The organism is Neobacillus sp. NPDC093182, assembly GCF_044754045.1.
This window is the reverse complement of the sequence record NZ_JBIVOI010000019.1, coordinates 97,876-118,848: the sequence shown is the minus strand read 5'-3', so window position 1 is coordinate 118,848 and position 20,973 is coordinate 97,876. Positions and strand designations below refer to the sequence as shown.

Annotated in this window: 15 protein-coding genes and 11 tRNA genes; 22 read left to right on the top strand and 4 right to left on the bottom strand. The window is 34.0% G+C overall.

What is annotated here, in order from left to right; genetic code table 11:
* The first annotated feature begins 31 nt into the window (after positions 1 to 31).
* On the top strand, positions 32 to 817 hold the full coding sequence (locus ACIQAA_RS27360) for a divergent polysaccharide deacetylase family protein (protein ID WP_402626028.1): 786 nt from the start codon (positions 32 to 34) through the stop codon (positions 815 to 817).
* A 31-nt stretch (positions 818 to 848) separates the two neighbouring features.
* On the opposite strand, the gene ACIQAA_RS27355 is transcribed toward ACIQAA_RS27360, so the two are convergent.
* Positions 849 to 1,334: a hypothetical protein gene (locus tag ACIQAA_RS27355; protein ID WP_402626026.1), complete on the bottom strand. Its 486-nt coding sequence runs from the start codon at positions 1,332 to 1,334 to the stop codon at positions 849 to 851.
* Between the two features lie 174 nt (positions 1,335 to 1,508).
* On the opposite strand from ACIQAA_RS27355, the gene ACIQAA_RS27350 reads away from it, so the two are divergent.
* Together ACIQAA_RS27350 and ACIQAA_RS27345 are read left to right on the top strand one after the other, a co-directional pair.
* On the top strand, positions 1,509 to 2,264 hold the full coding sequence (locus ACIQAA_RS27350; protein ID WP_402626025.1) for an exodeoxyribonuclease III: 756 nt from the start codon (positions 1,509 to 1,511) through the stop codon (positions 2,262 to 2,264).
* Between the two features lie 94 nt (positions 2,265 to 2,358).
* Entirely contained in the window at positions 2,359 to 3,132 is a 774-nt protein-coding gene (locus ACIQAA_RS27345) for a class I SAM-dependent methyltransferase (protein ID WP_402626024.1), read from the top strand.
* Positions 3,133 to 3,180: 48 nt separating this feature from the next.
* Here ACIQAA_RS27345 and ACIQAA_RS27340 read toward each other — a convergent pair whose 3' ends face one another.
* Entirely contained in the window at positions 3,181 to 3,327 is a 147-nt protein-coding gene (locus tag ACIQAA_RS27340) for a hypothetical protein (protein WP_402626023.1), read from the bottom strand.
* 288 nt (positions 3,328 to 3,615) lie between these two features.
* Between ACIQAA_RS27340 and ACIQAA_RS27335 the strand changes: the two genes are divergently transcribed.
* The 13 genes from ACIQAA_RS27335 (at position 3,616) to ACIQAA_RS27275 (ending at position 6,850) form a co-directional block, all read left to right on the top strand.
* Positions 3,616 to 3,700 (top strand) — tRNA-Leu (locus tag ACIQAA_RS27335).
* 52 nt (positions 3,701 to 3,752) lie between these two features.
* Positions 3,753 to 3,827, top strand: a tRNA-Gly gene (locus tag ACIQAA_RS27330).
* A 5-nt stretch (positions 3,828 to 3,832) separates the two neighbouring features.
* Positions 3,833 to 3,921, top strand: a tRNA-Leu gene (locus tag ACIQAA_RS27325).
* A gap of 23 nt (positions 3,922 to 3,944) precedes the next feature.
* Positions 3,945 to 4,021, top strand: a tRNA-Arg gene (locus ACIQAA_RS27320).
* Between the two features lie 8 nt (positions 4,022 to 4,029).
* Positions 4,030 to 4,106: transfer RNA gene (locus tag ACIQAA_RS27315), tRNA-Pro, on the top strand.
* Positions 4,107 to 4,119: 13 nt separating this feature from the next.
* Positions 4,120 to 4,195: transfer RNA gene (locus ACIQAA_RS27310), tRNA-Ala, on the top strand.
* 20 nt (positions 4,196 to 4,215) lie between these two features.
* Positions 4,216 to 4,292, top strand: a tRNA-Met gene (locus tag ACIQAA_RS27305).
* A 37-nt stretch (positions 4,293 to 4,329) separates the two neighbouring features.
* Positions 4,330 to 4,422: transfer RNA gene (locus tag ACIQAA_RS27300), tRNA-Ser, on the top strand.
* Positions 4,423 to 4,451: 29 nt separating this feature from the next.
* Positions 4,452 to 4,536, top strand: a tRNA-Tyr gene (locus ACIQAA_RS27295).
* 10 nt (positions 4,537 to 4,546) lie between these two features.
* Positions 4,547 to 4,620: transfer RNA gene (locus tag ACIQAA_RS27290), tRNA-Trp, on the top strand.
* 90 nt (positions 4,621 to 4,710) lie between these two features.
* Positions 4,711 to 4,791, top strand: a tRNA-Leu gene (locus ACIQAA_RS27285).
* A gap of 112 nt (positions 4,792 to 4,903) precedes the next feature.
* Positions 4,904 to 5,845, top strand: a complete 942-nt coding sequence (locus ACIQAA_RS27280) for a tyrosine-type recombinase/integrase (protein WP_402626021.1) — start codon at positions 4,904 to 4,906, stop codon at positions 5,843 to 5,845.
* 183 nt (positions 5,846 to 6,028) lie between these two features.
* Positions 6,029 to 6,850 (top strand): hypothetical protein, encoded by an 822-nt coding sequence (locus ACIQAA_RS27275; RefSeq protein WP_402626020.1) that lies wholly within the window; start codon positions 6,029 to 6,031, stop codon positions 6,848 to 6,850.
* Here ACIQAA_RS27275 and ACIQAA_RS27270 read toward each other — a convergent pair.
* Entirely contained in the window at positions 6,829 to 7,359 is a 531-nt protein-coding gene (locus ACIQAA_RS27270; protein WP_402626019.1) for a hypothetical protein, read from the bottom strand. The genes ACIQAA_RS27275 and ACIQAA_RS27270 overlap by 22 nt on opposite strands.
* 28 nt (positions 7,360 to 7,387) lie before the next feature.
* Positions 7,388 to 7,639: a hypothetical protein gene (locus ACIQAA_RS27265; protein WP_402626017.1), complete on the bottom strand. Its 252-nt coding sequence runs from the start codon at positions 7,637 to 7,639 to the stop codon at positions 7,388 to 7,390.
* A 1,198-nt stretch (positions 7,640 to 8,837) separates the two neighbouring features.
* On the opposite strand from ACIQAA_RS27265, the gene ACIQAA_RS27260 reads away from it, so the two are divergent.
* The 6 genes from ACIQAA_RS27260 (at position 8,838) to pglZ (ending at position 20,973) form a co-directional block, all read left to right on the top strand.
* The gene (locus ACIQAA_RS27260) at positions 8,838 to 9,224 is read left to right on the top strand and encodes a hypothetical protein (protein ID WP_402626015.1); all 387 of its coding nucleotides are present in this window, start codon (positions 8,838 to 8,840) and stop codon (positions 9,222 to 9,224) included.
* A 704-nt stretch (positions 9,225 to 9,928) separates the two neighbouring features.
* Positions 9,929 to 10,531 (top strand): DUF1819 family protein, encoded by a 603-nt coding sequence (locus tag ACIQAA_RS27255; protein WP_402626013.1) that lies wholly within the window; start codon positions 9,929 to 9,931, stop codon positions 10,529 to 10,531.
* A 2-nt stretch (positions 10,532 to 10,533) separates the two neighbouring features.
* Entirely contained in the window at positions 10,534 to 11,121 is a 588-nt protein-coding gene (locus tag ACIQAA_RS27250; protein ID WP_402626012.1) for a DUF1788 domain-containing protein, read from the top strand.
* Between the two features lie 22 nt (positions 11,122 to 11,143).
* The gene (gene brxC, locus ACIQAA_RS27245; RefSeq protein WP_402626010.1) at positions 11,144 to 14,713 is read left to right on the top strand and encodes a BREX system P-loop protein BrxC; all 3,570 of its coding nucleotides are present in this window, start codon (positions 11,144 to 11,146) and stop codon (positions 14,711 to 14,713) included.
* Positions 14,714 to 14,770: 57 nt separating this feature from the next.
* Positions 14,771 to 18,358, top strand: coding sequence for a BREX-1 system adenine-specific DNA-methyltransferase PglX (pglX, locus tag ACIQAA_RS27240; protein WP_402626008.1), 3,588 nt, complete (start codon positions 14,771 to 14,773; stop codon positions 18,356 to 18,358).
* Positions 18,359 to 18,423: 65 nt separating this feature from the next.
* A complete protein-coding gene (pglZ, locus tag ACIQAA_RS27235; RefSeq protein WP_402626045.1) occupies positions 18,424 to 20,973 on the top strand; it encodes a BREX-1 system phosphatase PglZ type A in 2,550 nt (849 codons plus the stop codon).

The following is a 20,973-nucleotide window of genomic DNA, read 5'->3' as shown; positions in this document are numbered from 1 at the left end:
TTAACGTAAAAACATCACATGGGAGGTTTTTATGAAAAGATTTGCTCCAATACTAATCCCGTTTTTGCTGCTATTCATGCAATATCCAGTTTCGGCGGAAAAGAATGTGGAGAAGCAGTTAAAAGCTGCCATCATTATTGATGATTTCGGCGGAGGCACGGGCGGAGTTAAAGATTTTCTTGAAGGAAACATTCCAATTACGGCAGCGGTTATGCCTTTTACTGAACACTCTAAGAAGCATGCAGAATGGGCGCACAAAAATGGATTTGAAGTAATCGTTCATTTACCGATGCAGCCGAAAAGGGGAAAGCGCTCGTGGCTGGGTCCGAAACCGATTACGGTTGACTTATCACCTAAAGAGGTGAAAAAAAGAGTAGAGGAAGCATTAAAGTCTGTACCATATGCAGTTGGGATGAATAATCACATGGGGTCTTTAGCAGTAGAGGATGAAGAAGTCGTCAGAGCGATTGTTGAAGTGGCCAAGGAGAGAAAGCTGTATATCATTGATAGCGGGACAAGCCCTAAATCGAAATTTCCAGAACTCGCAAAAGAAATGAATGTGCCGCTCCTAAAAAGGGATGTTTTCCTTGATGATATATCGTCATCGAGCCACGTTAGAAAACAGATGATGAGATTGGCGAAAATAACCGAATTCACTGGCAGAGGAATTGCAATTGGTCATGTTGGCGTAACAGGTAAGGTGTGTTCTTTAGGGATATTTCAATCAATGGAAGAATACAAACAACGTAATATCAAAATCGTACCAGCATCGCAGCTATTTTCGACACAATTAACAGAACAATATTTGATACCGTGAAAAAAGCAACTTTACAGTTGCTTTTTTGGTCTCATCTCATGATTTTTTTCTTTTCAAAGAGGATTTGGAAAAGATATAAGAGGATAGCTTTGATTAAAAAGATGACTAAAAAGTTGAATTTACTTAATCTGATCAGAGAGGCATACCCCAGTTTTTTTAAAATTGGAACGTGTATATAAACAAAAAATGCATCTATACAGAAATTCGTCAGAAAGTATCGTTTGAAATTTCCAAATGTAAATTTCATAATCCAAAGGGTTCCAATAAAGAATGGCCCAAGGATTAGTGGAAGTTCCCCAAAAACTTTTGGAATAAGTTTTTTATGAAACAACCACCATAACCTTTTGTGTGCAACCAAACTTTCAATTAAAACGAAAATGCAAATAAACAATGCACCTGGGGTAAATCGCTTAAATGTTTTCTTTCCTAAAAAAGGAGCAGACAGCCAGGGAACAACAATCATTATTATAAAAACAAACTTTTCGTATCTCGTTAGGAATTTAATTAAATCTTTCATGCGGACATCCTTTTTTAAAAATATTTTTCCCGTTTTTTGGAAATTTATGTACGGTATTCCTTATAAAAAATATATCAGCAAAACGAACTGCTTTCCTTCATTATCCAAAGCTGATACAATGTCTCCTATCAATCTATGAATAATTAGTAAATAACGGGGGAAGGGATATAAATCATGAAATTAATTTCTTGGAATGTCAACGGGCTTAGAGCCTGTGTGAATAAGGGATTTTTAGATTATTTTAATGAAGTCAATGCAGATATCTTTTGTGTGCAGGAGACGAAATTACAGGAAGGTCAAATCTCCTTGGAGCTGGAGGGATATCATCAATACTGGAATTACGCAGTCAAAAAAGGCTATTCAGGTACAGCTGTTTTCACCAAAAAGGAACCTATTTCTGTCACTTATGGTGTAGGAAATGAGGATTCACAAGAGGAAGGAAGAATCCTGACATTGGAATTTGAAGGTTTTTACCTTGTGAATGTGTATACTCCAAACTCACAAAGGGATTTAGCGAGACTAAACTACCGTTTAGAATGGGAAGATCGAATCATCTCCTATTTAAAAGAATTAGACCAAGTTAAACCTGTTGTATTATGTGGGGATTTAAATGTGGCCCATCAGGAAATTGACTTAAGAAATCCCAAATCTAACTTAGGTAATTCAGGCTTTACAGTGGAGGAACGAGAAAAAATGACTTCACTGCTGGAGTCTGGGTTCATTGATAGCTACCGCTATTTTTATCCAGAAAAAGAAGGAGCCTATACATGGTGGTCATACATGGCTAAGGTTCGTGAGCGGAATATTGGCTGGCGGATTGATTATTTTATTGTTTCAGAAAAACTTCGCGACAGGTTAATCAATGCGGATATTCATTGTGATGTAATGGGCAGTGATCATTGTCCTGTAGTACTCGAATTTGAAGTCTAAATTACTATAAGTTTTTCTTATTGGAATTCATAATAACCTCATAATTTTATTTATTAGCATGATAGAATAAATTAGAATTAAGAGGTGATACAGTATGGATATTAAAAAAGACGTTCAACAGCAATTCGGAAAAAATGCTGCTTCGTACGTTTCCAGTCCCATTCATAAGGATGGAAAAGATTTATTGAAGATGGTAGAAATGGCTGAAGTCAATGGTCAGGATGTATTGCTTGATGTTGCTACAGGAGGCGGGCATACAGCCAATGCGTTTGCACCCTTGGTTAAAAAAGTAATAGCAGTCGACCTAACCGCAGAAATGTTGGCAGCGGCTGAGAGTTTTATTATAGAAAACGGCCATCAAAATGTGGAATTTGTTCAAGGTGACGCAGAGCAGCTCTCTTTTACCGATGAATCGTTTGATATTGTTACCTGCAGGATTGCGCCACATCATTTTCCGAATGTGGATTTATTCATAAAGGAAGTATATCGAGTATTGAAGCCGGGCGGCCAATTTTTATTGGATGATAATGTTGTACCTGAGTCTAAGGAATATGATCAATTTTACAATACGATAGAGAAAATACGTGATTATAGTCATTTCCGTGCCTGGAAAAAATCCGAATGGATCCAAAAACTTGAGGATAGCGGTTTGGAAGTTTTTGAATGGCATCGGTTTGAGAAGACGTTTCGATTTGAATCGTGGTGTGCTAACATGAAGCTTTCGGAATTAGAAAAAAATCATTTGACTAAATTTATTCTTGAATCTTCCGATAAGATTAAAGATAAATTTAGAATACTCATACAGGATGAAAAAATTATTTCATTTAATGGGGAAGCGATAATTTTGAAGGCGTTAAAACGTAAGTGAAAAACCCAGTGTATCAAAGAGAGCAGTCTCTTTGATACACTGGGTTTTTTAGAATTCAAAAGGACTGTGCAGGTCATTTAGGGCAGTTCCGAATACATCAAATTCAGGTGACTTCTCGCTATTAGGTACGTTTTCTTCTTGATCTCCGTGATTTGAGGGCATTTTTTCAGCGTCTTTCTTCTGATTGTAACTCAAGGTTGCATCATCTCCTTTTTTGGGGAATGAATTATATTGTATTTTTACCCATAAAAAACGTTCTAAACCATTTTTTTATTTTTTTATTACAACCTCTGCATAGTGTAGGTTTGGCGATAATATATATTCTGCAATAATATCAGTACTATTTTGCGTTTTAAAAAAAACTTTAAAATTTAGTGTTGATTTTTGTCGTAATTCGTTGTAAGATTATCAATGTCGCTGCTATGACGCAGTGAAGTTAGCAACTTAGTTTTCTAGTTAGTTCTTTAGAAGGCAATATTACATGCGGGTGTGGCGGAATTGGCAGACGCACCAGACTTAGGATCTGGCGCCGCAAGGCGTGGGGGTTCGACTCCCTTCACCCGCACCAAGTTATTTTCGTTAGAAAATAACAATAAATAAAATAAAATTTCCATAATAATGCGGAAGTAGTTCAGTGGTAGAACACCACCTTGCCAAGGTGGGGGTCGCGGGTTCGAATCCCGTCTTCCGCTCCAATGTTGCCGGGGTGGCGGAACTGGCAGACGCACAGGACTTAAAATCCTGCGGTAGGTGACTACCGTACCGGTTCGATTCCGGTCCTCGGCACCATTTCTAGAATAGAAGTTATAATTGCGCCCGTAGCTCAATTGGATAGAGTGTCTGACTACGGATCAGAAGGTTATGGGTTCGACTCCTTTCGGGCGCGCCATATTTTATCGGGAAGTAGCTCAGCTTGGTAGAGCACTTGGTTTGGGACCAAGGGGTCGCAGGTTCGAATCCTGTCTTCCCGACCATTAAACGATTTTTGGGGCCTTAGCTCAGCTGGGAGAGCGCCTGCTTTGCACGCAGGAGGTCAGCGGTTCGATCCCGCTAGGCTCCACCATAACTTTATATGATATATTTGGCGGTGTAGCTCAGCTGGCTAGAGCGTACGGTTCATACCCGTAAGGTCGGGGGTTCGATCCCCTCCGCCGCTACCAAATATTTTCACAAAGTTATACTATCTGTTTTTACTGCGGAGGAATACCCAAGTCCGGCTGAAGGGATCGGTCTTGAAAACCGACAGGCGGGTTAAACCGCGCGGGGGTTCGAATCCCTCTTCCTCCGCCATAAATTTTAATTTTCAATTTCTCTCATGTGGAGGGGTAGCGAAGTGGCTAAACGCGGCGGACTGTAAATCCGCTCCCTCCGGGTTCGGCGGTTCGAATCCGTCCCCCTCCACCAATGTTTTTATAGGGGTATAGTTTAAAGGTAGAACGAAGGTCTCCAAAACCTTTGGTGTGGGTTCAATTCCTACTACCCCTGCCAACAATTTGCCGGTGTGGCGGAATTGGCAGACGCGCACGACTCAAAATAGAACGTGTCTAAGACAAATCTACATTGGTAATAATTTAATTTGCCTGAGTGGTGGAATGGCAGACACGCCGCACTCAAAATGCGGTGCCGCAAGGCGTGCCGGTTCAAGTCCGGCCTCAGGTATCAATTAAAGATAGACTTTCAACATTTTGTTGAGGGTCTTTTTTGCATTTCGCATAAGATTCAAACAGGCCGAAATCGTATGCTTCAAATCTTATGCGGAGGTGGAAGAAAAATGGCAAGAAGGGGATTACTAACAGAAGAAGAGTTACAGATAGTAAGAAAGAAATTAACTGATGAAGAAGGATTTGCTAAGTTCGAGAGGGACTGTCAGCTTAAAAACCTACGACCTTCAACAATAGAATTTTATCGGAGTGAACTTAATGCAGTTAAAAGGTCATTAGCTGAAATGGACATTAAGAAAGAAGTTGTTGAACTTAAGAAGAAAGATGTTGAGCAACTGATTCTTCATTTAAAGGACAAAATTAAGATTGTCAGCATCAACACCAGAATCAGAGCTTTAAGTGCTTTCTTCAATTATTTGTACAGAATTCGAGCTGTTACTCCGAATCCAATGAAAAATATTCAGCAGCTTAGAGATCGTCAGAGAGTTATTGAAACATTAGATGATGATGAAATTGTTAAACTAACTAAATTCATGAAAAAACAAAGGAGCTTCATCGGAGAAAGGGACTTAACAATCTTTTTAGTAATGCTAGATACTGGGGTTAGATTAGCAGAAACAGTAGGAATTAAAGTAGAGGACGTTCGAAAGAACAAGCTATTAATTAGAAATACGAAGAACCTTAATGAAAGACTTGTTTTTCCATCAAAGAAAGTTCAAGCTATTCTTGAGAATTACATCAAACTACGAGGGAAACTATCTCATGAATGTTTGTTCATAAACAGAGATAATAAGCCTTTAAAACCAAGAAGTATTCAAACAAGATTTGAGAAGTATAAAGAGGATGTAGGAATTGAAAAACAATTCAGTCCACATATTCTAAGACATACTTATGCAAAACGGTCAATAATAGCTGGAATGGATGCTTTCTCCCTAGCTGCTCTATTAGGTCATAGCGATCTTTCTGTTACAAAGAAATATGTAGCTTTATGGGGAAATGACTTGGAAGAAAAAGCGAAGAGATATAGTTCAATCGACAAGTTAGAAATTTAATTATTTACAGAATATTCCAACTTATATTTTACGTTAATGCTTTAAAGTGTTAAAATATAATTATAAACAAAAACCTTGTCGGTCAATGGGCGGCTACCCTACGACAAGGTCACAACAAATTCACAAGGAATCGTTTCTTTAATTATAAGACGAACTTCCTTGTATTTCAAGGAGAAGATGAAAATGAAATTATTATCTATTCTTAGTGGTAAAGGATTCGTTATGTTCAACAAAGAAATTGCAAGAGAAGTATCAGTAAACGGAGCGATCATCTTTGGACAATTGTGCAGCAGTTTTGAAAGCTTCGGAAATAAGAACATGTTGACTAATCGGAATGGGAAAGAATACTTCTATCTAACGAGTGAAGTTATAGAAGAAGAAACTGCTCTTACATACAGACAACAAGTGAAAGCAATAAAAGACTTAGAAAAAGCTGGATACATTGAAGCTGTTATAATGTGTTCACCTGCAAGAAAGTACTTCCATATTACAGACAAGATTATTCAACAGTTACTCCCAAAAGAATTAGTCAGCTTTGACATAAGGGCAGAACTGAATGAGACTAATGAACAAGAAAATATAGTGGTTGAGCCTTCTGAGGATTTTGTTAGCTTTGACAAAAGTGAAATCCTAGCCTGTAACAAAGGTAAATCCAAGCCTGTACAAAAAGTACAAGCATATAAAAAGAAAAATGAAAAAGAAAAATTGAAAAATAACAAGGATAAAATTGTTAACAAAGAAGGTAACAAGGATGATATCATATTCAATTTGACAAATGAATTCAGGCTTAAAGGCATGTCAAAAGAATTATGTCTTCGTGTGGTAGATGAAACTAATGCAGCTCAAGGAGTTCAGAATTATGCTGCTTATCTTCGGACATGTCTTACAAACACTTTAAACAGAAGTCAGGTTAAACATGGACTGATCGATCCATTTGATAAGATGGAAGAAAACTTAAAGAAGGGTGGCTCAAGTATTCCTTGCTACGATTGGTTGTCCAGCTGATTGTTCACTTTAGCAAAACGATAAAGATGAGCATCAGGATAAATATTTTTATATTTAAATGTTGGATAAATATTTTCCATAATGGTTTTTTGTACCCATCCCACACTCATTATTTTATTAAAAGCTGCATATTTAAACGCTTCTTGGGCTGTATGAAAATTTGTAATAATTTTCTCTTCTCCATTATTCTGCTTTTGATACAAAACTATCTTCGGTGTCCGTTCTTGTCGTTGTGGTTTGGGTGGATTTTTTACAGTAAATAAATCTTCCGGATACTTTTTCTTTTCAACATATACAAATCGGAATTGACTTGCATTAGGAAATTTCCTTGTATTAAAAGCCTCAGAGTATTCATTAATTATTAAACTTTTTTGTGCACAGTGTTGACTCATAATTCCGTTTGAAACAGACCAATTTTTAGCTTCTGTATTACTTCTAAATAATCCTATTTGAACTTCTGAGCCATCCTCTAATTTTTTATAACAAATTACTGGAAAACCTACTCCCATTAATTAATCTCCTTTATAATTATAACTATCAGTTTTTATAATCAAACACTTTTTCAAAACGATACTTATTGGCATTGGGGTACCTTCTCCAGTTAACATAAAGTAGATCTGGATAAATATTATCTTTTATACTTTTTTGCACCCATCCTACTCCCATGATATGGTTATCAGTTGCCCATTTACATGCTTCTGCTAGAGTATTGAACTCACGAACAAATACTTCAGAACCATCTTCTAATTTTTTATAACAAGCTACTTTCATAGAGTATCCAACAGGCATGAATATTCCTCCAATCTTCATTTGCAGTCGTTTTCATTTTACAACAAATAATGGCTTCATAATAGTCTTTAGTGGATAACAGAATGAGTGTTGTTACTTCTATTTGTATATAACTTACATTTACTAACATTTCGCTAAAAATTCAACAGATGATCCACGTATGACCTTTAGGATAAATTCTAGATTGTAATTCAGGGACAATTAGTTTGGTCTTTTAAAATTATTTATTTTGTTAAGTTCCTTCAAATTGCGCATAGGAACAATCTGAAGAGAAAGAAGGAAGATTATGATGGACAAAAAAACACTGCTGAAGAAATGATGGAAATTGTTAAAAATCTTGAAAGGTGGGTTTCGTACGGAGAACGGGCAGACTTCTTACGAGAAATGTTTTATGAGTTCTACAATCCAACTGGACTAGAATGAGTAGAAGAAGACTGGGACTAAGGAAGGCTGAACTTAAATGTACAGTCTTTTTATTTTGTTCTCCCAATTTACGTTTAGAAACATTTGATTACCTACTAAAAATTGTTGATTTTTTTATTTAGTCAAAAGTTGAAAATTTTTTTACCGATCACTTTAAATGGTAATCATAAGTCATACGTTAGCTTGCTGTGACTTTTTAAATACCATTTAATACGTAACTCACAACAGGGAATTCAAGAGTCATGACAAGCTATCATATGACTCCTTCTGTTCATTTCGTTGTCAAAGTGAGGTTTATAAGGCTAACTTGAAAATAAACGTTTTGAATTGACTACTATGGTCAATAGTATCGGCATCACATCAGATTTTACTTCAGATACAAATAGTTTCTTGAGTTTTCTATAACAAGAACATCATTCCTCGAATTGAGTTAAAAAATCAGCTGATTCATAAAAAAAATATCTTTCAAACTATTGGTAAATAAAGATTTACATCCAAGGTTTCTCGAAAATTTAATATTTTTTCTGATTTTGATTTACATTCGCTATAACGTCCCTATAATGACGCCGTAAGAAAAAACAAATTACGGAGGTCCTTAAAATGGAATTAAAATCATTCGAAAAAACTTTATCAAAGGAACAACGAAACAAATTAAATAAGTCTATAGAAGTTTTTGAAGTGAACTTACTAAAGAAGGATATACTGGGCCCCCCTTACAAGAATCGAACTCTTAGCAGCAATATCAATAAGGGATGCAAGAGAATAGTATCTGAAGATGGTTAAAAATACTAAAGGGGAGATTACAAAGTTTCAAACATTTAAAGATTTTGTTTTGTTTGGAGCAACTGAACAATCTACAATACTACCGGCAGTATTCGCAAAATCTATTATATCAAAATCAAAAGGTATCTTTGGAGGCTTAGACTTTGAAACAGGTTTAGCAGGAATATCTGAATTAGACTATGGTGTAACACCTAGTTTTTTAAAACCGAATAAACCCTTGTCTATGAAATTAGGTAGACATTTATTTGAAGAAAATAGTCAGAAGGACAAAGAAATTTTAACTATAATGGGAATCACAAAGAAGGAATTCAAGAAGACTGTTATGAAAAAGCTGCAAATACTAATTGGATTCCTGAATCTGCTGAAAAGTATTTTCTAGCAGGGAAATTATCTAAATGATCGAGCAGAGTTTGCTCGGTCTTTTTGTTATAAAATTTCTATTTTATTATTAAGATTCTTCAGAGTATCCTCTGGAAGTCAGTGAATGTGGGCTGATACTTGTGATTAATTTCAATAAATAAATCATTCCAATGAACTGCTAAATTCCATCAAGTAGAATGAGAGCATATTTGAAGCAATGGTTTGAATTTTCGGAAGGAAATCTTGAATATGTAAAAGATTAAGGCAGCTTAGGCTGTCTTATTTTTTTCTTGTGTTTCATTTTTGACAGACTTAATACTAAAAATCGAAATTATTTAGACGATTATTCCAAAAACATCGAATTCACTTAATCCCTGTAGTTCGCAGAATATGAACTCTCTTATACACGTCTTGTGGACTTTCCTCCATGTTGTATAGACGTAGAGGATTTTTTTATTCATATTATATTTTTTGCTTTGAATTACATGTATGGCACCAGTGGCATGATATAGAAACTAACTCACTCAATAAATATCACTTAAGAATAGTCAGGCAGAACCCAACGTATTAATTCGAACGCTCATAAATTGAGAGATAAAAGATATCTTATATGATGTATTATACAGAGTTTTGTTTTAATGGTTTCACCTACTATTTTAAGTTAAGTTTTTTAGTGTTACTATAGAAAAGAATATAAATTTCGGACCAAAGGAATGTTAGATAATGGTAAAAGACTTACAATATCGTTCAACAATTAAGTCGAGACCTTTGTTTTATTTTGAGATGAAAAAGGTTTCATCCCTTATAAATAAAGGAGTTAGTTTAGCTCAAGTGAAAGATATAGTGATTCAAGAAAATATTTTTCAAGTGAATACAGAAACCCGTAAAAAGGAAATTGCATCAACAGTGTTAGGTCGATTGAAGAACTTGGATGACTTCTTAATCCAACAAATAGCTGAAGCTGATGTGGAAACGAGTAAATTACTTGTTTTATATTCAGTCTTAAAGACAGATCGATTGTTCTTTGAATTTCTGGATGAAGTGCTGAAGGACAAACGCATATTGAAGGAGAATATGTTATCTGATAAAGACTTCAATATTTTTTTCCAAAGGAAGCGTGAAGAATCCGAAGTTGTGAATGGATGGCAAGACTATACGTTCTATAAACTACAACAAGTATATATTCGAATTTTGTTTGAAGTAGGAATTCTGAAGAATCAAAAAGACGATAGAGAAATCGGTGAGCCATTCTTTAGAGAAGATGTAAAAAATCATTTAAAAGAAATTGGGGATGAACATTTTGTTCATTTATTAGTAGGTGAATAAGCATGATAAATATTCAAAAACGATTGGATCAAATACGAGATAAAATTTCAGACCCATCATTCCGTGAAAGTAAAGGATTAGGAAATGAAATTGGTTATTACATTTTTGATTACGATCCCCAGGAAGAAATGAGGGTTCGTGAATACATAAGTTATTTAAAGCAACGTATCAATACTTCAAATTCATCTGTATATATTCGTGAATTTGATTTATATGAAATAGTATTAGAGATACTAGAAAATAAAGGTTATTTACAGAAAAACTTTGATTTGGAACAAAAGCGTGGAAGTGAATTTGTTCTAAATGCAACAAAGAAAGCATTACGCTTAACCCTAAATGGTGATTTAGTAGTGGATTATATTTCGCAACGGGTTGAAGAGAATGATGTGGTGTTCTTAACGGGGATTGGAAAGGTGTTTCCAATTATTCGTTCTCATACAATTTTAAATAATTTACATAGTGCAGTAGATTCAGTTCCTGTCATTATGTTTTTTCCAGGTTCTTACGATGGACAAGAACTCGTGTTATTTAATGAGATAAAAGATGATAACTATTATCGTGCCTTTCAATTAATTGATAAATACGAATGAGACTAAGGATGGGGTGTAGTCTGTGTTATTAAAAGAGATGTTTGTAAAGCGGATTGACCGTGATATTAAAGGTGTTATTAAAGTTGGTCAAGCAGATGAAGAAAATGTTGCGCAGGAATTAGATGAATATGTTGTAACCAATGAATTACTACGACATATTCGTGATTTTTATGCTTCTTATCAAAAAGGGATTGCTGGACACACCGATAAAATGGGCGTATGGATTTCTGGGTTCTTCGGATCAGGTAAATCACATTTCCTAAAAATTCTGTCTTATTTATTAGAGAACAAGACAGTAATGATTGACCAGGAAACGAAGAAAGCAATAGATTTCTTCAGAGAAAAAATCAGTGACCCAATGGTGCTTGCAAATATGAAGCAAGCTGGTGATGTTACGACTGATGTTATTCTCTTTAATATTGATGCAAAGAGTGAATCTGACTCTAAGAATCAAAAAGATGCTATCGTTAACGTATTCAATAAAGTGTTCAATGAAAAGCAAGGGTTCTGTGGCTCAATACCATGGATTGCAGATTTAGAACGCCAAATGGTAAAGGATAATACATATGAAGCATTTAAAACAAAATTTGAAGAACTATCAGGTTCTTCATGGGAAGATGCTCGCTATGATATTTACTACGAGGAAGACGGTGTAGTAGGTGCACTTGCAGAAACAACGAAAATGAGTGAAGAAGCAGCACGTAGTTGGTACAACAAAGCTGAAGAAAATTATTCATTAAGTGTGGAACGCTTTGCTCAAAAAGTACGCGAATATGTGGAAAGCAAGGGTAAGAATCATCATGTCATTTTCTTAGTCGATGAAATTGGACAATACATTGGTGATAACTCACAGCTAATGTTGAATCTCCAAACAGTAGTTGAAGAATTAGGAGTCCACTGTGCAGGGAAAGTATGGGTTATTGTTACAAGCCAACAAGACATTGATTCTGTTACAAAAGTAAAAGGAAATGACTTCTCTAAAATCACAGCACGTTTCAACACTCGTTTAGGCCTCTCAAGTGCAAATGTCGATGAAGTTATCAAAAAGCGTATACTCGAAAAAACAGGTGTAGCAAGGCAAACCCTTGAATTGCTTTATAAAGAAAAGAGCTCTATCTTAAAGAACTTAATTACATTCTCAAGCAATACAGCTGAAATGAAAATGTTCAAGAATGAGGATGATTTTGTAGATATATATCCTTTTACTCCATATCAATTCAATTTATTGCAGCATGTATTCAGTGGTATTCGTACACATGGTGCTTCAGGTAAGAGTTTATCTGAAGGTGAGCGTTCACTACTTGCAGCATTTCAAGAAACTGCGATGAAATATGCAGATAAAAAAGTTGGTTCACTGGTCCCAGTAGCATCTTTCTTTGATACGGTGTTTTCATTCTTAGATGCAGCAATCCGTACAGTAATCATTCATGCTGAAAACAACGAAAGACTACATGCAAATGATGTTGAAGTATTAAAACTATTGTTCTTAATCAAGTACGTAAAAGAAGTTCCATCAACCTTAGAAAATATATCAACACTGATGGTGAAACATATAGATGAAGATAAAATTGACCTGAAAAAAGAAATAGAAAAATCATTAAATCGTCTTGTGAAAGAAACATTGGTCCAAAAAAATGGTGATGAGTATATCTTCTTAACAAACGATGAGCAAGATGTAAACCGTGAAATCAAAAATATGAGTATTGATTCTGGTGAATTGACCCAAAAAATTGGTGAAGAGATTTTCGAATCGATTCTCACAAGTAAGAGATATAGCTATTCAAAACGCTATAATTTCGGATTTAATGCGATTATTGATGACCGTACACGTGGACAACAAAATAATGAAATTGGACTGAAAATATTAACACCATACTTTGATAATGGTAGTGACTTGAATTCATCTGAATTACGATCTATGTCAACAAGAGAAAAGAACGTTATTGTTCATCTTCCTTCTGATACTTCTTATTTAGAAGAAATGGAAGAAATCATGAAGATTCAAGCCTACCTAAAGCAAAAAGGTGGTATAGTATCATCTGCCACAATTGAAGATATTAAATCAAGAAAAGGTCGTGAAGTAACAGAACGTAAGAATCGTTTAACTGTTCAATTACAAGAAGCTCTTCGTCAAGCACATGTATATGTTAATGGTAGCTTGCTAGAAACAAAAGAAAAGAACCCAATTGAAAAAATCAATGATGGATTCAAAGTTTTAATTGATTCCCTTTATAATAAGTTGAATTATGTGAAAACGTTTATTGATTCACCAAGAGAATTACAGGCATTGTTGGATGAAAAAACTATGCAAATGTCTCTAGGTGTAGCTAATGAAGATCCAAATCACCTAGCAGTTCAAGAAGTAAATAGGTACATCATTCGTGCCAAAGATCGTAAGCAACAATTAACAGTAAAACTTATCACAACACAATTTGGTAAAGAGCCCTATGGTTGGAATGAACTTGATATTATCGCTATCCTCATTAAGCTTTTTAAGGTTCAGGAAATCAAACTGGAATTAGCAAGTGAGATGGTATCACCGACAGATAAAAATCTGATCAATTATTTAACAAAACGTGATCAAGTTGACAGAGTAATTGTCAAACAACGTGAACGCATCTCAACTACATTAATCAATAAAGCTAAAGACATTTGTAAAGAAGTATTTGGTATTACATCCTTACCAAATGACGAAGATGGATTAATGAAGCGTTTGAAAGACTTGGTTCGAGATGAAAAAAGTGAAGTTGAATCACTATTAGTAAACTACAAATTCAGACATTATCCAGGGCAACAAGTATTAGAAGATGGATTAGATGCATTTAATACGATACTCACCATTCAAGATACTGCGACTTTCTATTCTAAGCTAAAAGATGTGGAAGAAGATTTTTTTGATTATGGTGAAGATGTGGGTGTTGTAAAAAGCTTCTTTAAGGATCAAAGAGAAACGTATGACAAAGCAAAAGAAAAAGAAGTTATTTTTGAACGGAGTCAAACGTATGTAACAGATCAAGAAGCAAGGAAAATTATTAAAGATATGAAAGATATCTTGAAGAAAACAGAGCCTTATTCAGATATTTATAAGTTGCCGAAATTGGTTGATAAATTTGTTGAAAAATACACCGAATTACTTGAAAAAGAATCCGAACCTGTTCGGGACATTATTAAAGGAGATTTCTCTACAGTAATGGAAGAACTTGAGCAGTATGAGTTTAAGAATAAGTTTGTAGCTAAAGTAAAAGCTACTTTCGATAATCTATTGGTCAAATTAGAAACTGCCAATGAATTCTCACAAGTAATTGCCATGAAAGAAGAAAGTGATCGTATTAAAACTAGATTTTTTAATGAATTTGCATTGGAGAAAGAAAAAATTAAGCCTCCAGTGGTTCACCCAGATCCAATAGATGATAGTGATACACCACCTATTATTGTTTTACCGGTAAAAGAAATTGTAAATATAAGTATGCGTAGTTTACTTACAGGTACAATGGAGATTAAATCAAAAGGTGATGTTGATAAAGTTCTTGATAATATTCGTCAAAAGCTTGAAGAGAAATTAAATGAGGATAAAGTGATCAAATTAATCTAAAAGGGAGGAATGTTTCTCCCTTCTCTTTAAAATTCGAAGCTAAAGGCAGGTTACATGATGGATAAATCAGCAATTAAAAACTTTGCGACATCAGCACGTGTAAAGTTAATGGGAAATGTCATGCAAAATGCATATGAACTAGGCATAACAAAAGATGATATTAAAGAACCTGAAATATATCAAGATGGATTTCGTATTGGAGAGCGATTATTTAACAAAAATCAAAAGAAACAATACGATACATTAATCGCAAAGATTCGTGAAAAAGGCTATGAACAAGTAGTAGAAGAAGTTGCTTATACATGGTTTAACCGTTTTATTGCCATTCGTTTTATGGAAGTAAATGATTACTTACCGATTGGTATTCGCATATTATCTTCCCAACAAGAAGGGAAAATTGAGCCTGATGTTATTCAAGAAGTAACAAATATTACAGATGATTTAGAATTAGATATTGAACTTGTATTTGGTTTGCAAGATGAAAATAACTCAGAAGAATTATTTAAGTACATATTAATAAAACAATGTAATAAGTTAAACGACATACTACCATACATGTTTGAAAAGATTGAGGATTACACAGAATTATTATTACCTGATAACTTACTTCAAGAAGGATCTGTGGTACGTGATTTAGTTACAATGATTCCAGAAGAAGATTGGACAAAACAAGTAGAAATTATTGGTTGGTTATATCAGGAATATATTTCAGAAAAAAAAGCTGAAGTAGCTGCTGCTGTAAAAAAAGGAAATAAAGTAAGTAAAGAAAACTTGCCGGCTAAAACACAAATATTTACTCCGAAATGGATTGTAAATTACATGGTTGAAAACTCGTTAGGCCGTTTATGGCTAGAGTCCCATCCTAATGAAGAACTGACACAACAGTGGAAATATTATTTAGAAGAAACTGAACAAGAATCAGAGGTACAGGAACAATTAGAAAAACTAAAAAACAAAGAATTAAATCCCGAAGATATTAAAGTATTGGATCCATGTATGGGTTCTGGACATATTCTTGTGTATGCATTTGATGTTCTTTATCAAATTTATAAAGAAGCAGGCTATTCTGAACGTGATATCCCAAGGTTAATTATTGAGAAAAACTTATATGGTCTTGATATTGATGATCGTGCAGCACAGTTGGCGTACTTTGCTATAATGATGAAAGCACGTAGTTATGAACGTCGTATTTTTAGACATACTCTTGAGCCCAATCTAGTAGCTATTCAAGAAAGTAAAGAAATTTCAAAAGATGCAATAGATTTTTTTGTTAGTAGTAATAATAGTTTAGAGATAGAACAGGAAATATTAAGAAATAATCTGTTTTATCTTATTGAAACATTTAAAAATGCAAAAGAGTACGGGGCTATAATAGAAGTGACAAATTTCGATTTTACACTTCTTGAGAAAGGGATTGAAGAATTACAAAATAAACAAAGTTTTGAGAACATCTTTTCTATAGAATATCGAGACATCTTATTAGAAGTTATTTTGCCACTAATTAAACAGGCTAAGATAATGAGTGAGAGATTCGATATAATTATTACCAATCCTCCGTATATGGGTAGTAGTGATATGAATACAAAGTTATTGGATTTTACTCAAAAGTACTATCCGAATAGCAAAAAAGATATGAGTACTGTAATAATAGAAAAATCTATTGCCCTTTGTAAAGAAAATGGATATGTTGGAATGATAAATATTCCAACTTGGATGTATCTATCTTCTTATGAGGATTTTAGACATGAATTACTCAATAGCACAGCAATCATTAATTTACTACATCTTGGAAGAGGTGTTTTTGGATCCGATTTTGGGACTGTTAGCTTTGTCCTTAAGAATAGCAATATAAAAAATTATATTGGTCTATATAAAAAACTATTTGTTAAAAAAAGTCAAGTTGAATCCAATGAAATTAAAAAACAAAAATTCTTTTATAATGATAATGTTTATTACAATAAACAAATTGAGTTTAAATCTATTTCTGGAAATCCTATTGCTTATAATATCAACGAAACAATTTTAGGTTTTTATAAAAATGGAGTTAAAATAAGTGATATTGCTGACCCTAGACAAGGTTTAGCAACTGGTAACAACGATACTTTTGTTAGATTGTGGTATGAAGTTAATTTTAATAAAATTGGATTTGAATATAGAAATGTACAAGAATTTATAAATTCACATAAATTATATGTCCCATTTAACAAAGGAGGAAAATTCAGAAAGTGGTATGGGAATATTGCACATATATTAAAATTTGATAAGTTTAATTACAATCAATTATCCAAATCTGGAAACAAGTTACCTTCAAAACAATACTATTTTAAAGAGTGTCTTACTTGGTCTAAGGTCACAATAGGAGGTATATCATTTAGAAATGTAGAACAAGGAGTTGTTTTTGCCGATTCGGGATGCTCAATTTTTAATGTTCCTGGTAAGGAAAATGTGAAATATGCCTTATTAGGACTTTTAAATTCAAAAGTAGCGGATGTAGTTATGAGTTTTTTGAGTGCAACAGTTAATTATGAAGTGGGACATGTAAATAATGTCCCTGTAGAATTTGGTGAATATTTTAACGAAATACAATCTTTAAGTTTAGTAAATGTTAACATCGCTAAAATTGATTGGGGTTATAATGAAAATACTTGGGAATTTAAGAGGCATCCATTTATTCAATTGAAAGGCGAACACAGGGAACTGAAGATAATCTTTGAAGAGTGGCAAAAAACTACTAATAAAAATATAGAGATTGTAAAGCAGAATGAAGAAAGAATTAATGAAATATTTATTAATTTGTACAATTTGCAAAAAGAAACTGGTATAGAGGTATGTGAAGATAATATCACTTTAACAAAAGCAGATAAACATTATGATATCAAGAGTTTTATTTCATATGCTATTGGTTGTATGTTTGGAAGATATTCAATACATAAAGATGGACTAGCTTTTGCAGGTGGAGACTTTAATATTGAAAATTATAAGCAGTTCTCCTTTATAGTTAATGATAATGTGATTCCAATTACCGATGATTATTATTTTGAAGATGATATTGTGAGTAGGTTGATTAAATTTTTACAAGAAGTTTTTGGCGATGAGAAATTAGAAGATAACATAGAATTTATAGCTAATAGTTTAGGAAGAGGAGCTAACGAAACATCGAGGCAAAGTTTAAGAAGGTATTTTTTAAAGGATTTTTACAAAGATCATATTCAACGCTATTCTTCGAATAACCAAAAGAGACCAATCTACTGGTTATTTGAAAGTGGGAAGCAAGATGGTTTTAAAGCGTTGATATATATGCATCGTTATGATGAAAGTACAGTTGCCAAGGTACGTACTGATTATTTACATATGTTGCAGGGAAAGTATGAAGCTGAGATGCACCGTCAAGAAGTGATTAGTGAATCCGATGTTTCTGATCGTGACAAGAAATCTGCAAAGGATAAAAAAGAGAAACTTCAAAAGCAATTGTTAGAATGTAGAGAGTACGATCAAGTGATTGCACACGTTGCGAATCAACGTATTAGCATAGATTTAGATGACGGTGTAAAAGTAAACTATATGAAGTTCCAAGGTGTTGAAGTTCCTCAAGGTGAAGGAAAGAAGCCATTGATGGCGAATCTGCTATCACCAATTAAATTGTAAGGTGTACAATTAAAAATGGTTTAGCCAAAAGCGGCTAAGCCATTTTTTGAAGGAGTAGATTTGTGATGAATTTGAAGGAAGTACAACGAATGTTAATGGAGATGTTTGCTCGTCCATTAGGTGATGGAAAGCAGCGACATATTGTTTTTTGGTATGATGAAGCAGGCGAATTTCAAGAAGATATTATAGGACTATCATTAGAGAATGTTCGGATTTGGGAAATGACGCAGAATAACTTATTTGCGACAAAGTATGAAATTGAGAAAGTGGACCCAGTATCTCACTTTTTAATCTATTCGGTAATGCCAAAGCCATCTCCAAGAGAAGATTGGTTGTTAGATACATATAAGTATAGTTTTGAGTTTGCTACGGATAAGATTACGGTTATTATGCGTGATTTAGGTGTGGATGATGATAGTCTTCGTTCTGTATTTAAAAAATATGCGAAGTTTTTTAATAACAAAGAACGTTTTGCTCTTTTTTCAGGCTATCGTATAGAAAAGTATAACGAGGAAACTATTGATATTGCAGTATTATCCGCCCTTTGTAAGTGTACATATGAAAGCTTAGAAGAAGTACTTAAGGCATTATTTTGTGAAGAATGTAAGAAAACGAATAAGTATTGGGAAAGTATAGGGAAGTTTGGTGATGAAGAAACGTTTTGGATGTTAATGGAGAAAGGATTCGGCTACCAACATTCGGACAAATCATTAAAGAGTCTATTTACATTCTTCAGTATTTCACATCTTTCTGAGAGCTTAAAGGTAGAAATCCCTTTAACATGGACGTCATTTGTCGCACATAATGTAACAAATAGTGTTGTATTTATTGATCACTTTATGAACAATAAAGAAACATACGAGGTATTATCAGACCAAATATCAGAACGAATCAATGTAGAAAAGTATATTGCAAATTGGGACCTTACGGCATTTGTTGGCTGCGATACATTCCGTTATTTTGATATTCATATAATCAACAAGCTTTCCAAAGACTTAGTAGAAGGTCTTGAAGAGTATGAAGCATATAAAGGGATTGTAAACCAAAGAAGAAAATCACATTGGTATCCTATTTATAAATATGAGCTAGGTGCGATATATTGGGCAATTTCATTGTTAGAAAAGGTGAAGGATCTTGAACAAACAATTCATTATGCAGATGCACAAGAAATGTTTAAATCCTATTGTAATAGTTATTCATTCCTTGATAAAGCGTACCGTAAATTCTATGCAGCACTTGATAAAGTAAATCAAGGAGAGCAACTACATGGATTACGAGAAGTTATAGAAAATGTGTACACAAATTGGTATGTGAATGAGCTTTCTGTTCAGTGGTCAAAAGCAATTGAAATCAATCCAAATAACCAGTGGGAATTACTGGGATTACCACAACAGCACAAATTTTATAACAATCATATTAAAAGCCATGTGAATAAAGGGGAACGTGTATTTGTCATTATTTCTGATGCGCTACGCTATGAAGCAGCAAAGGAACTTTGTGAGTTATTAAATGTAGAGCGTAAAGCATCAACGGAAATTAGTGCAATGCAAGGCGTGTTACCATCATATACAGACTTAGGAATGGCATCACTTTTACCACATCGAGAACTAAGTCTCGTGGAAAAAAGTATATACATTGACGGATTGAAGGCTTCGAGTACAGAAAATCGAAATTCTGTATTAAATAAGCATGCAGGTGATGCTATTGCTGTTCAATATAAAGATGTGATTGACTACAATCGTCAGCAATATCGTGATGTGTTTACTGGAAAGAGAGTAATTTATATTTATCACAATACAATTGATGCACATGGGGATCATGCAGTAACGGAGCGTAAAGTATTCGAAGCAGTTGATGATACGTTTAAAGAACTACTTGTATTGGTGAATAATTTAATTAACCATGTGAGTGCATCGACCATTTATATTACTGCGGATCATGGGTTCTTATATCAACGCAGCTCATTAGAAACACATGAAAAAGTGATAAAAACAACAAATAATGTCGTCCTTGATAATCGTCGTTTTCTAGTTACAGAACAAGAGGAAGATATTCAAGGGACATTAACGTTCTCAATGGATTATATTTTAGGTAATAATAGTTATATATATGTAACTGTTCCTCGTGGTGCAGAACGTTTTGCAAAGCAGGGAGCAGGTGCAAATTATGTTCATGGCGGTGCAATGCTGCAAGAGGTTGTTGTACCAGTAATTAAATTCAAAAATGATCGTAGCAAGAACAGTAAGAATGACATTAAGAAGGTTGATGTACAGCTAACGAGCTTGACTCGTAAAATCACAAACAGCATTACATATTTAGATTTTTTCCAAACAGAAAAAGTGGAAGATAAAAAAGTTCCACTGCGCTTAAAAGTGTACATTTCAGATGAAGAAGGAAATCGAGTATCAAACGAGAACATTATCATTGCAGATAAACGCTCAGACAAACCAGAAGATCGAACATTTAAAGAGAAATTTGTACTTAAGAGCATGACGTATAATAAAACAAAACGCTATTATCTCATTCTTGAGGACGAAGAAGAAAGTGTAGAAAAAGAATACAACAAATACCCATTCACGATTGATATTACATTTACAAATGATTTCGGATTTTAG

What these genes read in the sequence shown, in the direction of transcription:
- ACIQAA_RS27280 (WP_402626021.1), top strand. Translation starts at nt 4,904, where the DNA reads ATGGCAAGAAGGGGATTACTAACAGAAGAAGAGTTACAGATAGTAAGA.
- ACIQAA_RS27265 (WP_402626017.1), bottom strand. Translation starts at nt 7,639, where the DNA reads ATGCCTGTTGGATACTCTATGAAAGTAGCTTGTTATAAAAAATTAGAA.
- ACIQAA_RS27355 (WP_402626026.1), bottom strand. Translation starts at nt 1,334, where the DNA reads ATGAAAGATTTAATTAAATTCCTAACGAGATACGAAAAGTTTGTTTTT.
- ACIQAA_RS27255 (WP_402626013.1), top strand. Translation starts at nt 9,929, where the DNA reads ATGGTAAAAGACTTACAATATCGTTCAACAATTAAGTCGAGACCTTTG.
- ACIQAA_RS27270 (WP_402626019.1), bottom strand. Translation starts at nt 7,359, where the DNA reads ATGGGAGTAGGTTTTCCAGTAATTTGTTATAAAAAATTAGAGGATGGC.
- pglZ (WP_402626045.1), top strand. Translation starts at nt 18,424, where the DNA reads ATGAATTTGAAGGAAGTACAACGAATGTTAATGGAGATGTTTGCTCGT.
- ACIQAA_RS27360 (WP_402626028.1), top strand. Translation starts at nt 32, where the DNA reads ATGAAAAGATTTGCTCCAATACTAATCCCGTTTTTGCTGCTATTCATG.
- ACIQAA_RS27345 (WP_402626024.1), top strand. Translation starts at nt 2,359, where the DNA reads ATGGATATTAAAAAAGACGTTCAACAGCAATTCGGAAAAAATGCTGCT.
- pglX (WP_402626008.1), top strand. Translation starts at nt 14,771, where the DNA reads ATGGATAAATCAGCAATTAAAAACTTTGCGACATCAGCACGTGTAAAG.
- ACIQAA_RS27350 (WP_402626025.1), top strand. Translation starts at nt 1,509, where the DNA reads ATGAAATTAATTTCTTGGAATGTCAACGGGCTTAGAGCCTGTGTGAAT.
- ACIQAA_RS27275 (WP_402626020.1), top strand. Translation starts at nt 6,029, where the DNA reads ATGAAATTATTATCTATTCTTAGTGGTAAAGGATTCGTTATGTTCAAC.
- ACIQAA_RS27250 (WP_402626012.1), top strand. Translation starts at nt 10,534, where the DNA reads ATGATAAATATTCAAAAACGATTGGATCAAATACGAGATAAAATTTCA.
- ACIQAA_RS27260 (WP_402626015.1), top strand. Translation starts at nt 8,838, where the DNA reads ATGGTTAAAAATACTAAAGGGGAGATTACAAAGTTTCAAACATTTAAA.